This is a genomic window from Kitasatospora sp. MBT63 (assembly GCF_000710465.2).
Classification (GTDB): domain Bacteria; phylum Actinomycetota; class Actinomycetes; order Streptomycetales; family Streptomycetaceae; genus Kitasatospora.
The window spans coordinates 1-14,873 of the sequence record NZ_JAIZ01000276.1 but is presented as its reverse complement, the minus strand read 5'-3'; the positions used below and the strand labels follow the sequence as shown (position 1 = coordinate 14,873).

Genomic DNA, 14,873 nt, shown 5'->3' with positions numbered 1-14,873 from the left:
CGTCGAACACCGCCGCGCCCGGCCCCGGTCCTGCTGGGGCGGGCGCGGCGACGAACGACAGCAACCGACGGTCAGGCCGACGGGGCCAGGGGAGCGAGGCGCTGGAGCGCGGCAACGGTCTCGGGGTGGGCAGCCTCGCGCAGGACGTGCCGCTGCTCGAGGAGCGCACCGCCGGTGGCCATCTGCTCCAGGACCGGGTCGGCCCAGCGTGCGACGTCGCGGGCGTCGAGCTCGTCCATGTACGCGACGTACTCGGCCTGGTCGGCGGCCTCGTAGTCGCGGTTCATCTGCTCCAGCCCGGCCTGCCAGGCGTCGTACTCCTCGGTCGTCCTCACGGGCGGTCTCCTCTCGTGTCGTGGCTGGTGCTGCTACTGCTGCGGCTGCCCGCCGGCCTTCTCGGCCTGCGCGCGGGCGTGCATCTCGCGGGCCCGGCGCAGCAGCTCGTCCATCTGCGCCTGGGACCAGGCGCCGTCCTCGGGGCTGCTCACCGGCCACCGCCGGAGGCGGGCGCGGGCGGGGCCGGCGGTGCGGGCTGGGGGACCGGGGTGCCGCCGCCGATGAAGCTGCGGCAGGTGTGGAGGTGGTCGAGGATCATCGGCCACCGCCGGCGGCCTGCTGCTGGCGGAGCTGCTCGGCGGCCTGGCGGGCTCGCTCGGCGGCCGCCGCAGCTTCGGCGGCGGCTCGCAGGTTGGCCTCCATCTGGGCCTGGAGGGCGGACACGTTCGCCATGTCGAGGGGCTGGGACATGGCGATCACCCGGCCAGCGGGAGGGAGCGCAGGGCGGCGACGGCGGCGGAGACGGTGGCCGGGAGCGGCCGGACCGTGCGGATCGTGGTGACGGGCTCGTCGGCGACGTCGTCCAAGTCGATAAGGACCTGGCGGAGCGCCTCGCTGGCCACCGCCGACCGGGCTTGGACCCGGCGGACCTTGTCGCGCAGCAGGAGCAGCAGCCCGGCGAGACCCCGGGCGCCGTCGGGGTAGCGGCCGGCGGCGACGTCCTCCCAGACGGCCTCGGCCAGGTCCTCGTCGAGGTCGGCGGCGGCCGGGCTGATCTCGGCGAGCTGCTCGGCGGCCGCCGTGAGCAGTCGGACCGAGTATCGGCCGTACAGGTCGTCCAGGTCGTCGGTGGAGCGGGGGCTCGCCGGGGTGTCGACGAGTGCCATCATGGTGTCCACGGTCGTGTCCTCTCGTCATGGTGCGGTGCGACCGACAAGGCCCCGGGGGTACCGCCCCGGGGCCTTCTTGCTGCTCTGTGCTGCGTACGAGCAGCCACGGCCGCCGCCCACCCCGTCGTGCTTGGGGTGGGCGGCGGCCGTGGCGGTTCGTGCCGGTGGTGGCGGGTCAGGCGGCGGGGTGCAGCGTCTTCTTCGGAACCTCGATGCCGCGGATCGGGCCCACGGCGCCTACCAGCGGCTCCGCCCTCCGGCCGTTCGCGTCCTTGACCTCGTCCTGCAGCTTCTTCCACTGCTCCATGCGCTTCCTGGCCTGCTCGATGCGCTGGCCGGCCGTGTACTCGACCTCCGGCCGGGAGGCGGCCATCAGGTGCACCGGGCCGGGCTGCGCCGGCACCGGCTTGTAGTGCTGGGTGGCCGCGCGGCGCGTCTCGGGCGACAGGGCGTCGAGCTGCTGGCGCCGCAGGCGGGCGAGCCACCGATCCGGCGTCAGGTCGACCTCGAACTGGCGGTTGCCGCCGGGGCAGCGGTCGGACTTGCCGCGCTCGTGGCCGACCAGCTTGAGGTCGGTCGTCCCGACGATGCGGCGCCAGGTGTCGCACTCCGGGCAGACGATGGAGGCCTGCGCCAGGTTGATGTTGGCGGGGTTAAGCGAGCTGAGCTTGAGCGGTGCCCGGCCGTAGGTGCGGCGGGAACGGGTGCGGGTCGACATCGGGTTCCTCCGGAACGGTCGAGGGACAGGGGCGAGAGGTTGCTGCTCTCTCCGCCCGCCAGGCCCGGCCCGATGGCCGGTGTCCTGGCGGACAGGCAGCGCAGCACGCTGCTCAAAAGTGGTTCTGGTGTTGCTATGAGGTACAGCCGTCCGGCGCTTGGGGGAGCTAGAGCATCAACCCCGGGACCTCGCCACCGCCCGAAGGCGGCTGACAACCGCATGTTCTGCTCCGGCGTTGTCAGCGCCGGCCTTGCTCAATCAAGGTGACCAACAAACACCACCTTGACCCCTTGCCCCGCTTGTCGGGACAAGTTGTATAGTGATCGTGCACCCACACCGAGCTACAAGTCAAGGGGGAACGCTCGACATGTACCAACAGGCTGGTTCAGTAGGGCAGGATGGCCCCATGAGCAAACCGCTGTATCGCCAGGTCGCCGACACCCTTCGGGCCGAGATCGCCGGCGGAGTTTTCGGACCCGGCGATGACCTTCCCTCCGAGCGGGAGTTGCGCGAGCGCTTCGACGCCTCCCGCAACACAGTCCGTCAGGGCTTGCAACTGCTGGTCTCGGAAGGCTTGCTCAACTCCTCGCAGGGCCGCGCCTACCAGGTCAGGTCCCATGAGGTCTTCGTCCTCAACGCGTCCAAGTTCGAAAATCTGCAGTTCTCCCAACGGGAGGACGGCGACTCGTATGACAACGAGGTGCTGCACTCCGGCCGGCAGCCCCACCAGGAGTTCCGGGTCGAGATGGTGAAGGTTACGCAGGAGATCGCCGAGCGGCTCAAGGTCACCCCCGGTGAACAGGGAGTCCTCCGGTTCTGCCGTCGATTCGTTGACGACACGCCCTGGTCGACACAGGCCACGCACTACCCGAAGTGGCTGGTCGACGCGCACCCCCGCCTTGCCGAGCCCGACGACATCGAAGAGGGCAGCACGAGGTACCTGGCTGACCGGGGCCTTGAGCAGATCGGCTACCACGACGAACTTATGACCCGAATGCCAACTCCGGAGGAAGCCAGCGAACTCCAGATCGGCCCCGGCGTTCCGGTGCTGATCTGGATCCGCACCGGATTCAGCGCGGACAAACCCGTTCGTTGTACGCGCACCACGTTCCGCGGCGACCTGAACCACATCACCTACGACCTGGGCGATCTCCGAGCCCACGCCACCGGAGGCGACCTTCATTGATCATCACCCGCGCAACGCCAACCGATCTGCCGCTGCTCCTCCAGTACCGGCAGGAGGCAGCAGCTTGGCTCCGCAATCTCGGGATCGATCAGTGGAGCAATGCTTTCCCCGATGCGCACATCCTGGCGAGCATCGAGGCCGGCAACGTCTTTCTGCTGAAGGATGGGCCCCAGACCGCTGCCACGATCACGCTCGACAGTGAGCCCGAGCCGGGCCTTTGGACGGAAGCCGAACTGCGTGAACCGTCCATGCACCTTCACAAGCTGATCGTGAACCGTGCTTACGCAGGCCAAGGCATCGGCAGTCGGTTGGTGGACTGGGCATGCGACCGCGCTGCACAGGCGGGCGACCACTGGGTCCGAATCAACGTGTGGAGCACCAACGAACGTCTCCAGGCCTACTGGGGCAGCCAAGGGTTCCAACATGTGCGGACCGTGGTCGGCGGAGGAGTCGGAGGCGCCGGCGTTGCCGGATGGCTCGGGCAGCGGGCTGCAGATCGGAACGATCGGCACGAATTTGTCGAGACGCCCTAACGGACTGCTCACTGATCACTCCTTGACTCGGACCGGTTGCTGATAGTTCGGTTCTAGTCCTTGGTGATCCTCAACTTCCAGATCCGACATGTGGCCAGACGCATTGGCCACGTAGGCCACGCCTTGGGGGCAGCATGGGCCAGCGACCGAACGATCTGACACCTGACGCGTCACCACTTCATCGGTGGGGATACGAGCTTCGGCAGCTTCGTCAGGGACGCCGGTTGTCCCTGCGCGGCCTGGCCCTTGCTGCCCTGATAGACCACAGCCACCTGGGGCGTTTCGAGCGGGCCGAACGGATGCCCGACAGAGATCAGGTCGCCCGCCTCGACACCGCCCTGAACGCGTGCGGCTCCCTGATCCGCGCATGGGACCGTCTCGGGGACGGTCGTGGCGATGTGGCCAGTCCTGTGGTCCATGTGGCCAAAGCGTCGGCAGGTCTGGCCCTGACCCTGCCTCACCAGGCAGCGTCGGATGGTGAGGGGATGTCTGTCCCCTGTCGTCTACGAGACGGGTCGGTGGTCTGGGTGAATCTCGATCGACGCGCGCTTCTGCGCGGCGGGGTCGGGCTCGGTGTGGCGGCAGCCGTAGGTGCGGGAACGCCGGTGGCGGCCGCCGACCGGGGAGCGGCGTCGACGCTCGCGCGCAAGGCGCGCGCGGCCTCGGCGTACGGGGCGACGCCTTTGGAGCACCTGCGGCGTACACGGCGGCTGCTGATCGAGAGCGACAACCTGCTCGGACCCCGGCAGGTCGTCGCAACGGTGCACGAGCACATCGGCGTGATCCAGGAGCTCCGCAAGGACGCCAAGGCCGCCGACCGGCGCGACCTGGCGGAGCTGCAGACCCAGTACGGCGAGTTCCTGTCCTGGCTCTACCAGGACCTGGGGAACAACGAGCAGGCCGGGTACTGGCTGGACCGGGCCTTCCAGTGGTCGCACACCGTCGGCGACGATGAACTGACTTCGTACGTGATGGCCCGCAAGGCCCAGCTGGCCGGTGACATGGCCGACTTGGCCGAGGTCGTCGACCTCGCGGAAGCCGCGCAGCGGATGGCCCGGCCCCGCAGCCGGCTCGCCGCCGTCGCCCGGACCTACGAGGCATACGGGCACGCCCTGCGCGGCGACGCCTCCGAGAGCGAGCGCGCCATCGACCAGGTCCGCGACTCCCTTGATGGGGTGGCCGCCGACCCGACTCCGTGGGGCTCCTGGCTGAACGCCGCGTACGTGGAAGTCCACCGTGCACGGGGCCTCGAAGTCCTCGGCCGCCATGACCAGGCCGCGGACGCCTTCGCCGGAGCGATCCGGCTGCTCCCGGACGGCTACCACCGCGACCGCGGCGTCTACATGGCGCGGCAGGCCGTCGCCCTCGCCGGCGCCCGGCGTCCCGAGGAGGCCGCAGTCGCCGGCGGGCACGCGCTCGCCATTGCCGAAGACACCGGCTCCGGCCGCATCCTCACCGAGCTCGCCCGGCTCGACCAGGAGCTGGCCGACTGGCCCCGCCTGCCCGAGGTCGCCGAGTTTCGCCGCGCCCTCAGCGATTCCCTTCTTCACGAGACCGAACAGGATGCCTGACCTCATGACCTCCCGCCCGTACGTGCTGCTGTCCGCCGCGACCTCGGTCGATGGCTACCTGGACGACGCCAGCGACACCCGGCTGCTGCTCTCGAACGCAGAGGACTTCGACCGGGTCGATCAGGTCCGCGCCGAGTCCGACGCGATCCTGATCGGCGCCAACACCATGCGCAAGGACAACCCGCGGCTGCTGGTCAACAGTGAAGCGCGCCGCGCCCAGCGACTCGCCGAGGGTCGACCGGAGTACCCGCTCAAGGTCACGGTCACCCGGACCGGTGACCTCGATGCGGACCTCAAGTTCTGGCACTTCGGGGGCCAGAAGGTGGTATTCACCGTCGACGGCGCCGTTGAGAAGGTCCGGACGACGCTCGACGGTCTGGCCGACGTGGTGAGCACCGGCCCGGACCTCGACTGGGGTCTGGTCCTCGACGAGCTCGGCCGGCGCGGTGTCAGCCGGCTCATGGTGGAGGGGGGCGGCACCATCCACACCCAGCTCGTCGCCCAGGGCCTCGCCGACGAGATCCACCTCGCGGTCGCGCCGCTGCTGGTCGGGCAGCCCGAGGCGCCCCGGTTCCTCGGCACCGCCGACTATCCGGGCGGATCCGCGGCCCGGATGCGCCTGCTTGAAGCTCGGCCGGTCGGCGACGTCGTCCTGCTCCGCTACGCGCCGAAGGACCGCTCGGCCTGACCACCGATGGTGCCGGCTGATCCGCTGTACCCAAACGACGAGAGGAGGCACGAGGTTGTTCGCCAGTCAGACGGTCATCACGTCAGATCGACACGGGGATCTTGCGCCTACTCTCCGCGTTATCCACAGGGGTAGGCTGTCATCGTCAGTGATCCAGAATGACTTCGCCGTCCGGACCCGAGGGTCCGGACGGCGTTCAAGTGGAGCGGCGCCCGGCCAGGGGCCCGTCCCGGTCAACCACAGCGAGGGTGGTGACGTGATGCAGAGTACCCGCAGCCGGGTCTCCCAGAACGCGCGGCACCCCGCCGTGGAGTCGACCGAGGGTTCTCGGGTCTCGCTCCGGCGGGGTGCCGTCTCGTATGTGTGGCCGGCCACGGCGGCCCCCAGTTGGGGGTGTTCCGTGACCTAGCCCTCGTCCGCGGAGCCTGACCTTCCTACGGGCCTAGCTCCGCCGGCCGCTCCCCGGGACTTACCACCCCGGAGCACGCGGCCAACTGCTTCACCCCAGCTCGTCGGCTACCAACCTTCGAGCGGGTGCTGAGGATCGGCTACCAACCGATCACCAGCGGTACTACCTGGTTCGAGCAGAACCGAGCACGACCCCCCGAGAGGGGACGCACCACCGGCCTCCGCGAAGAGGCCGCTTTGCACCACCACCGGTCAATCCAAGGCCGGTCGCAGTACCGCAGTCGGGGCCTTTCCACGGGCCTCAGCTGCACCCAACCCACGTCGCCCAGAACAAAGAACAGAACAGAACTGGAGGTCGCCGATTGGTATCCGCCCCCTCGCGGGGGCTTGCCGTACCCGACCCGCTCTCGCGGGCCGGTCCATCTGCCTTTGCAGCAGCTAACTAGAAAGGCACTGCCATTTTGCAGCAGCGCATGGCCCCGTTCCAGTCCTGCCGTGTCCCGGTCGCGGGGGCCGTCACCAGGGGTTTCAGCTCGTTGGGCGTCGAGGAGGAGGGGGGAGATCTCTCCTCCCCCCTGTCTGCCATGGGATTCGTCCGGGGACCGGATGGCGGACCGGTTGTCGGAACCGCCGCCGCCAGACCTGGGTATGTGACGGACATCACACGTTCGGGTGATGGTATCGGGGGTGCCGCGGACCGGCTTTCGGGTGTAAATCCGGCCGCCCCGCTGGTTCCCGGCCAGCGCCAGGAGTTGGTCGGCGGCGCGTCAGCGACCGGCGCGGTGGTGTCGAAGGCGGCGCGGCGGTTCGTGCCGTGCGTCGCGGTGTTGCCCCGGCTGCTGGTGCTGGCAGCGGGGCAATGGGTGACCACGACGCGCGGCCGGGTCGCACTGGACCCGTACAGCTGGATGCAGGCGGTGCACTGGGTGGTCGCGTCGGGCTGCTACACCCCGGCCTGGTCGCACGGGCCGAAGGAAATGGGCCGCACCACCATCCGCGTCGCCCAGGAGCTCGCGGCACTGTCGCCGTGCCGGCCGGGGGTGGAGTACCTCGCGCGCAAGCTCAAGACGACGGACCGGACCGTGCAGAACCACCTGCGGATGCTGCGCGAGGCCGGCCTGGTCGTCTACGTCGTCAAGGGCACCCGGGTCCGTGGTGAGCGAGCGCGCGCCTCGGAGTTCGCTCTGGCGATCCCGGCTGCGTTCGACGTCGCCCTGGGCGTCCGCACGTCAGGCGAGGGCACCGGCCGCCGGGTGGTCGGGATCGCGGAGGCCGGGCGGGCGGTCATGGCGCTGCTCGGCAAGCGGGCCTCGCGCAAGGTCCGGGCCGCCCGGTCGAAGGCATCCACGGAGGCCTCGGTGACGACCACTCAGGACCCGTCGTCCGCCACCCAGCCCCCGGTGTCACAGGCCGCTGCGGGCGCCTCGGGAGCCGCCTGCCGTTGCACCCCAATGGAGGGTGGTTGCTGTACTTCTTCAACCGACCGTTCTACCCACCTCCCCTCTGAGAGCAAGCTCGCTGCCGGGACTGACGATTCCTCCACCTCGGGCAAGCAGCAGCGGCGGGAGCGAACGGGCAAGCCGAAGCGGCGCGTCCTGAACCGGGTGGGACGGCGCTACCAGCTGGCGTTCGAGCTGATCCAGCGGGTGCCGTGGCTGTCGAAGGCAGCGGTGGCGCGGGTCGCCTGGGTGACCCAGGAGCTCGCGGACGACGGCTGGACCGTGAACGAGGTGCTGGCCTGGCTCGATCTGCGTCAGGAGCCGGACCGGGTCCGGCGCCCGTCGGCGTTCCTGGCTGCCCGGCTGCGCGGCGCGCTCGCCACCGGCGACACCGCGGCCAAGCGCCGGCGCCTGGTGGAGGCCTGGCTGGACAACCGCCGCGCCACTGCCGGCCGACACCAGGAGTGGGAGGGCGCCTGGGCGCAGCCGCGCAGCCAGTATGTGCGCAACCTGGTCGTCCGTGCGGTGGCCTGCTGCGCCCCTTCCCCCGCCGAGGCGGCCAACGCCACCGTGCACGGCGAGGACGACCCCGGCATGTTCCTGGAGGACCTGACCCGCGAGGAGGTGCGGCACCTGCGCGGTTTGGCGCAGCACCACCCGGACCTGGTGCTGATGGCGATCGGGTCGCAGGGCGAGGACTACGCGCGGCGCTTGTACACGAACGCGGTCGTCGACAAGCTGCTCTCCTTCAAGGAGAAGGCCCCTGCGTACGGGTCGCGGATGGTCGTCCACGGCGGCTGGGGGCAGGCGTGATGGACCAGCTCGCCACCGTGATGGACAACGTCCTGGAGCAGCTGCAGCACCCCGAGCAGACACCGTCGCAGGCCGCCCCGGAGCCCGACCCAGTTCCGGAACCGGAGCTGTCCGGGGCGGACCTGGCCAGGCTCGCCCTGAACGCCGCCCGCCAGGCCGCCCGCAGGAACGGCGCCGCCCAGCTCGCGGCCAAGCGCGCCAAGACCACCGTCCGCGCCCGCCGGACCGACGGCCACGACCCGCTCGGGCTCGGCGGCGCCCTCCAGGCCCTGATGGCCGACCGGGCCTGGGACCTTCCTGTGGTCGGCGGCAGTGTGCTCGCCGACTGGCCAGCCATCGCCCCCGAACTCGCCGGTCACGTCCAGGCCGTCGCGTTCGCCGCGGCCACCGGCCAGCTGGACCTGCGCCCCTCCTCCCTGGCCTGGGCCACCCAGCTGCGCCTGACCTCCCCGACGCTGCTCGCTCGGATCAACACCCACGCCGGCACCGGCGCGGTCCGCTCGATCCGCGTGCTTGCCCCGGCCACCGCCGCGCCCGCCGAACCGAGCCTGCCGGTGGCGCCAACGGTGCAGAAGAGCACGGCCCCGGCCACCGTCGAGGCCGCGCCACCCAGGCAGCGGTGCGCCGGCTACCAGCGCGCGATGGCCGCCCACCGCGAGGCCCAGCCCGACCGGCGCCCGGCAGCCGACATTCAGCAGGCGATCCAGCGCCAGGACCAGGCCCTGGCCGCCCACCGGGAGCCGGAGCAGGCGTTCCGCCACGCCCTGGACCACCAGGCCGAGCTGCGCGACCAGGCCACCCGGACCGCGACCGCGGAGAGCTCCCACACCCGGGCGCTACGCCGGGCCCGCGCCGAACGCGCGGGCACCTTCCCGCTGCGGACGGTCCCGGCTGCCCAGCAGCGAAGCGGTGCGGCGTGACGGCGCCGACCGTAGGCCGCGGAGCGAGTAGCCTCGCAGCAGACGAGAAGTGGAGTGTTGCCATGAGTCAGCCAGTGCGCGACGGAGTCGTGCTGATCCCCCGGCCCGAGCAGAATCCGACCGCGCTCAAGGCTGCCCTGGCCGTGGTCGCTGCGGACCGCCTCCCGGAGATGATCGACGGGCAGACGAAGGCCATGGCCGAGGCCATCGAGGCCGGGAGTGTCCAGCCGATCCGCTCGTTCGTTGCGCACTGGTCCGCCGTCGTGGAGATCGAGCGGCACCCGGCCACCGCGCAGGCCTACCACCGGGCGAACTACCTTGCGAACCACGCGGGCACCGTCCAGGAGTGCAGGGAGCACGCCGCCACTGTCGCCGACCTCTACCGCGCCGCCTACGCGGCGGTGAACGGGTGACCTGGAGCTGGGAGTACCTCCCCAGCGAGCAGCACGTCACCGCCGGTGCGCCGGCCGACTTCCTCGCCGCCGTCGAACACCGGGCCGCCGAGCTCGTCCGCGCAGCCGAAGTCCTCTACCTGGACGGCACCTCCTACCAGGGCAGCGGCGAGCCGATGCGCTACCTCGACGTCGCCGGCGGCTTGGTCGCCTACTACGTCGTCCCGCGCCTGGGGCTCGTCGTCGTCTGCCAGATCACGCCACCACCGGCACCCTGAACCCGGAAGTCGCAGACAACCCCGCGTCCGACACGTCGTGGAGTGGCCTGGTTACAGCAGCCCGCCCAAGGGCCAGACGCGTTCGGCGAGCGGTCCGCGCAGCAGTCCGTCGGCGATGTCGGCTTCGGTGAGCCAGTCGGCGGAGACCAGCAGGGCGGCGTGCTCCGCGAGGTCCTCCACCGGGACGGCGCAGAACGCGGCGGCCGCCGCCAGGGGGATTCCTCCGTCCTCGGCGCGGCCGAGGCGGCCGTCCGGGCGGGTGTGGGCGGCGGTGTACAGGGCGAGGAGCCCCGTGGCGGGGCCCGCCTTCTTCTTGCGGAGCTTGCGGTCGCCGATGGCTTTCTGGGCCCAGCCGGAGAGCTTCGGGCGGGTGGACTTGCCGAAGGTGAACGGGTACGGGTCACAGGGCAGCAGCGAGGGCACGGTCACCACGGTGGGGCTCTCCGGCCGGGACGCCAACGCTTCGGCGACGGTGCCCGACAGGCGCAGCCAGTCGGCAGCGACCAGCAGGTCCAAGACCCGCTCGGTGTCGTCCTGGAGCCAGCCGGTGAAGTCCTGCCCGGTGACGTTCCCGGTTCCGGTGCGCGCGGTGCGCAGAGTGAGCATGAGAACGGCCAAGTGCACCGGGGCGTCGTGGTGCGGGGCGTGGGCGGCGACATGGTCCAGCACGATGCGGGCGCAGACGGCCTGTTGCCGGGTCAGCAGCCGCTCGACCACGACCTCGGACACGCCGTCCGGGCCTCCGGCCACGTAGCCGGTGCGGTTGCCCTGCATCTCACGGCTGGTTTGCGCCGCCTGACGGGTCCGCTGCGCCTCCTGGCGCAGGTTGGTGTCGCCGGTGAGGTCGGCCCACAGGTCGAATGCCCGGGCCTTGCGCTCCTGGAGCTCGGCGAGCAGCGTGAGGTCGGGCTCGGGAAGCTTCTGGTGGGCGCGGAAGGCGTCACCGAGTTCGATGAGCTCGATGCGCAGAACCTCGGGCTCGAGGTCGTACGGCACGATGCGCTGCGCGATTTTCCCCGACCTCCTCACCGGCCGGGATGTTCCGGCCGGTGAGGAGGCGCGGGCACCTGGCACCGCCGCAGCGGCGGCGGGGGAGGGGGACCCGGTCGCGGGGGAGGGATTTCGGTCGGAGAACGCTGCCGCCACGCCCTGCCGGTTCGTGTTGCCCGAGTGCGCTTCTGCTGTGGTCGGCGTCCCGTCGACCGGGCCTGCCTCGGCCGGCGCGGTCCGGGCCGCGGGCACCGCATTGGCCAGCACTCGGCAGCCGACTGTGGCGGCCGCGCACCGCGCGCACGTCTCCGTCAGCCGCCACAGCCGTCCCGTCCGGTCCGCGTACACCGTCAGCACCACCGGGCCGCCGCACCGCACCGCCGCCGTCGGCCGCGCCTGGCCGCGCCGTCCGGCGACGGCGTCGGGATCGGCGACGTGCCACGAGCAGCCGCCGGTCAGACAGGCGCAGTAGGCGTGAGCGCGCGGCCCGCCGCCCGCGCGCACCCGGGCCACGTGCAGCTTGACGTGCTCCACCGCGGCCTGGCGCCCCTCCGCGGTGCTGGCGAAGCGCTGATCGGCGCAGGCCGCGCCGGAACAGGACAGCCGGACCGTGCCGGCCGTGGGGCGGCCGTAGGGGTCCAGGCGTACCGTGAACACCCGTCCCACGACGCGTTCCTCCTGCGTGCCGGTCTCGGCCTGCGTTGCCACCTGCGACTCCCACGCTGTGTAGGCCCGTTGATCCGGGCGATCCCCATCATCGTGGATCCGACACATCGCACAGGGCGGTCCGCGACACGCCACGCCAAACGCCTCGGCGAAGCGGTGCGACGAGACCGCGGCCGCGGCGACCGGCCCAGGACAATGGGTGCATGAGCGTTGCCGCTGTTGTGCAGCACGTCGGGCCGTGGACCCTGGACGACGTCCTGGCCCTGCCCGAGGACATCCACCACCGGATCGAACTTCTCGGGGGTGTCCTCCTGCTGAGCCCCCATCCCGATGTCCCCCACCAGCGCGCCGGCTCCCGCCTGGCCGCGCTCCTGACCGCCGCCATCGAGGCCTGCGCCGCACCGCTCGAAGTGCTCCCAGCAGTCAATCTGGTCGTCCCGGACGGCCTGCTGATCCCGGACCTGGTGGTCGCCGACACCACTGCGGCCGCCACGGCCGACCTCACTCTTCGCGACCGCGACGTGCTGCTCGCGATCGAGGTCACCGCGCCGTCCACGCGCGTGGCCGACACCGCGCTCAAGTCCGCGCTGTACGCCACGGCTGGCATCCCGTACTACTGGCGCCTCGAACTCGAGCCCGCCCCGCGCCTCCACCTCGGGCACCTGGAGGACGGCGTCTACGTCGACAGGCTCGTCCAGGCCGGCGAGAGCACTGCGCTCACCGACCCGCTCCCGCTCGACATCGACCCCGCCGTGCTGCGCCGGTAGTCCCGAGTCTTGATGATCTTCATGTACATGTGACGTGATCTCAGGAGTACGTCACATGTACATGAAGGCGGGGGCGCAGTGTCCGGGGAGGGATGAACTCATAGTCCATTTCCGGGATTGTGGTGCCTTCAAGATGAACCATGAGTCCATCCCTCCTCTTCGCTCTTCCCCATCCCGGACCGCGCGCCGCCTGCCCTGCCGGACCACCGGGTACGGGCGGCAACCGGGCCACCATCGCGGCCCGCCGGATCCGGGCCTGGCTGGGCGCGGTGTGCTCCGCCCCCGCACCCGTGGCCAGCGCCAAGGGCTGCGCTGGACCAGCCCCTGCCGCCTGCCCTGCGCCGCCGGTCCGCGTCAGGGCCGTGGCCAGCCCCGCCGTCAGCCCGTCACCGCACCGGCCCGGGCCCTGGCCGGCCCGGGCCCTGGGCTTCCCTGTCAAGTCAGCGTGTCGGGATGAAGTCTTTGCTGATGCCAGAGACACAAGGCTTGAACTTGTGATTTATCCGGTGCGGCGTGGTTTGGTGCCGACCTTGTGGTGGGCGGGCCTGCGGTAGGGCTCGCCGGTGGCCAGGAGCAGGCCCACGTCGTAACGGTTCGCGGGACGGCGATTCTTCGAGCCGGGCGGGCGACCTGGACCGGGACGAGCGGGTTTCGGCACTGCGGCCGGCGTTGAGGTTCTGGCGTGCAGGTGTCGGAACCCGCGTCGGACTCGGGCCGGGGTGAGTTTGTTCGGTTCGGTCGGCTTCTCCCACGGCCGTCGCAGGTCGGTGGTCAGAGAGCGGGCGAGGCGGAGCTGGGTGCAGGCGGCGGCGATCAGCCAGGTCCAGCGGTCCGCCGCCTCGGCTTCCCGCAGTCTCGGCGTGGTCCAGCCGAGTGTCTGCTTGATCATCCTGAAGAAGTGCTCGATGTCGAACCTGCGCAGGAAGGTCTGCCAGGCCAGATCGGTCTCCGCAGGGTCGGCCGTGGGCCGTGACCACCACAGCCACAGCGGCTTGGGGTCGCCGCCGCTGGGCAGGTGGTCGACCTGGAGGCGGACGACAGTGCCCTCGATGACCGGGAGCGGGCCGGGGTGGTCGCGCCAGGCGGCGCGCCCTTGCAACTCGGGGTGGAGCCGGTCCCAGCTCTGGGCATGGGCGGTGCCGTAGCGGGTGGTCTCCGCCTTCGTCTCGGCGTCCGGGGCGCCCCAGGTCCTGGTGTCCTTGAAGATGAACTCGCTGCCGTGCTTGGGCGGCCGCCCGCCGGCCGGGTTGGCCAGGGCGAACTCCGCCCGGGTCGGTGCCGGGCGGCGCATCACCCGGTCCGAGCGCAGACGTCCCAGGATCTCCACGGGCAGGTCGTGCAGAAGGTAGGCCAGCCGCATCACGTCGTAGCCGGCGTCGGCCACGATCAGCATCGACGGGTCGCCCGGGTTCCACTGACCGGCGGCGACCAGGCGCTCGACCAAGGCTCGCAGCTGTGCGGCGGTGACGGCGGCGAGGTCGTCGCCGGGCCGCAGCCGCACCGCGTCCAGCGGTGCGACCCACGAGGTCCGGCCCGATTCCAGGGCGACGACCCACGAGTAGGGCCAACCCGGGATCATCTGGTGCTTGGCGTCGCCCCGGCCGTAGGTGTGGCAGAACGAGCGGGCGTCGCTCGTGTCGGCGTCGGGCCGCAGCCACGGCGAGACGTCCACTGCCAGCACCAGGCGGCCGCCGGCGGCACGGGGCAGCGGCAGACCGGCCAGCTCGGCCCGCAGCCGCTCGACGTTCAGGCTGCCCCGGTTCAGCGCGCCGTAGAGGGCGCCGTGGCCGCGGCGGTGCTCGGGAGCCAGCGCCAGGCCGACCAGGGTCTTCACCGGGCCATCGGTGCACAGCACCGCGTCGGTGAGCTCGAACAGGGCGTCGCGCCGTCCGGTCAGGCAGTCGTAGAAGGAACCCCGGAAGCGTGAGAGTTCCGCGAACCGCTTGCCAAGCACGCCCTGTTCCAACACGCTCATCAGCACGGCCTTCGCGTCAAGTCCTGTCCCTGTTAGTCGAGTTCAGGATCACGCTAAGACCGCGCTCGCGTCTCGTGAACACCCGGACGAGTGATCACAGAGTCCGCCTGTTCGAGCGGATGCAGCCCCCTCAGGGGAAGGTTGTAGCTGTGGTGCCCGGGCCGGGCCAAGGGCACCACCCCGTGATCACCGTGCTGCACTCTCGCGTTGCTCAAGCCATTCGAGGTACCAGGTGCGGAAGGTGTGGGGGTTGCCCTTCGCGTCGAGGTACGGCTTGTAGGGCGGGTTGGTCGCGCAGTCCCGGTCACGCAGCTCGCCGCGGTGCGGGCCGACGATGATGAGCCAGCCGGTCATCCCGCAGCC

At 71.1% G+C, this 14,873-nt stretch carries 15 protein-coding genes and 1 pseudogene; 10 read left to right on the top strand and 6 right to left on the bottom strand.

Going from position 1 to position 14,873, the window contains the following annotated elements:
- Nucleotides 1-71: 71 nt before the first annotated feature.
- From AA75_RS17475 to AA75_RS17465, 4 genes are all read right to left on the bottom strand, one after another.
- Complete coding sequence (locus tag AA75_RS17475) at nucleotides 72-335, bottom strand: hypothetical protein (RefSeq protein WP_033820991.1); 264 nt, start codon at nucleotides 333-335, stop codon at nucleotides 72-74.
- Nucleotides 336-591: 256 nt separating this feature from the next.
- A complete protein-coding gene (locus AA75_RS49420) occupies nucleotides 592-747 on the bottom strand; it encodes a hypothetical protein (protein ID WP_158515518.1) in 156 nt (51 codons plus the stop codon).
- 5 nt (nucleotides 748-752) lie between these two features.
- Complete coding sequence (locus AA75_RS17470) at nucleotides 753-1,175, bottom strand: hypothetical protein (protein ID WP_033820990.1); 423 nt, start codon at nucleotides 1,173-1,175, stop codon at nucleotides 753-755.
- A gap of 166 nt (nucleotides 1,176-1,341) precedes the next feature.
- Complete coding sequence (locus tag AA75_RS17465; RefSeq protein ID WP_051812646.1) at nucleotides 1,342-1,884, bottom strand: hypothetical protein; 543 nt, start codon at nucleotides 1,882-1,884, stop codon at nucleotides 1,342-1,344.
- A 406-nt stretch (nucleotides 1,885-2,290) separates the two neighbouring features.
- Between AA75_RS17465 and AA75_RS17460 the strand changes: the two genes are divergently transcribed.
- The 9 genes and pseudogenes from AA75_RS17460 (at nucleotide 2,291) to AA75_RS17425 (ending at nucleotide 10,112) form a co-directional block, all read left to right on the top strand.
- The gene (locus AA75_RS17460; protein WP_033820989.1) at nucleotides 2,291-3,070 is read left to right on the top strand and encodes a GntR family transcriptional regulator; all 780 of its coding nucleotides are present in this window, start codon (nucleotides 2,291-2,293) and stop codon (nucleotides 3,068-3,070) included.
- A complete protein-coding gene (locus AA75_RS17455) occupies nucleotides 3,067-3,603 on the top strand; it encodes a GNAT family N-acetyltransferase (RefSeq protein ID WP_033820988.1) in 537 nt (178 codons plus the stop codon). Before AA75_RS17460 ends, AA75_RS17455 begins: the two co-directional genes overlap by 4 nt.
- 134 nt (nucleotides 3,604-3,737) lie before the next feature.
- Nucleotides 3,738-3,911 (top strand): annotated as a pseudogene (locus tag AA75_RS54015) (DNA-binding protein); the annotation flags it as partial.
- 297 nt (nucleotides 3,912-4,208) lie between these two features.
- Nucleotides 4,209-5,174: a DNA-binding protein gene (locus AA75_RS45700; protein ID WP_233289060.1), complete on the top strand. Its 966-nt coding sequence runs from the start codon at nucleotides 4,209-4,211 to the stop codon at nucleotides 5,172-5,174.
- Nucleotides 5,175-5,178: 4 nt separating this feature from the next.
- Nucleotides 5,179-5,862, top strand: coding sequence for a dihydrofolate reductase family protein (locus AA75_RS17445; RefSeq protein ID WP_033820986.1), 684 nt, complete (start codon nucleotides 5,179-5,181; stop codon nucleotides 5,860-5,862).
- Nucleotides 5,863-6,920: 1,058 nt separating this feature from the next.
- A complete protein-coding gene (locus AA75_RS17440) occupies nucleotides 6,921-8,522 on the top strand; it encodes a helix-turn-helix domain-containing protein (RefSeq protein ID WP_149038202.1) in 1,602 nt (533 codons plus the stop codon).
- Nucleotides 8,522-9,442, top strand: a complete 921-nt coding sequence (locus tag AA75_RS17435; RefSeq protein WP_051812642.1) for a DciA family protein — start codon at nucleotides 8,522-8,524, stop codon at nucleotides 9,440-9,442. The genes AA75_RS17440 and AA75_RS17435 overlap by 1 nt, the downstream gene beginning before the upstream one ends.
- A gap of 62 nt (nucleotides 9,443-9,504) precedes the next feature.
- Nucleotides 9,505-9,855, top strand: coding sequence for a hypothetical protein (locus AA75_RS17430; protein ID WP_033820985.1), 351 nt, complete (start codon nucleotides 9,505-9,507; stop codon nucleotides 9,853-9,855).
- On the top strand, nucleotides 9,852-10,112 hold the full coding sequence (locus AA75_RS17425; protein ID WP_033820984.1) for a hypothetical protein: 261 nt from the start codon (nucleotides 9,852-9,854) through the stop codon (nucleotides 10,110-10,112). Before AA75_RS17430 ends, AA75_RS17425 begins: the two co-directional genes overlap by 4 nt.
- A 51-nt stretch (nucleotides 10,113-10,163) precedes the next feature.
- Here AA75_RS17425 and AA75_RS17420 read toward each other — a convergent pair whose 3' ends face one another.
- Entirely contained in the window at nucleotides 10,164-11,810 is a 1,647-nt protein-coding gene (locus tag AA75_RS17420; RefSeq protein ID WP_033820983.1) for a hypothetical protein, read from the bottom strand.
- Between the two features lie 161 nt (nucleotides 11,811-11,971).
- Here AA75_RS17420 and AA75_RS17415 point away from each other — a divergent pair, with 161 nt between their 5' ends.
- Nucleotides 11,972-12,535: a Uma2 family endonuclease gene (locus AA75_RS17415; protein WP_033820982.1), complete on the top strand. Its 564-nt coding sequence runs from the start codon at nucleotides 11,972-11,974 to the stop codon at nucleotides 12,533-12,535.
- A 499-nt stretch (nucleotides 12,536-13,034) separates the two neighbouring features.
- On the opposite strand, the gene AA75_RS17410 is transcribed toward AA75_RS17415, so the two are convergent.
- A complete protein-coding gene (locus AA75_RS17410; RefSeq protein ID WP_033821011.1) occupies nucleotides 13,035-14,510 on the bottom strand; it encodes an NF041680 family putative transposase in 1,476 nt (491 codons plus the stop codon).
- Nucleotides 14,511-14,873: the final 363 nt, after the last annotated feature.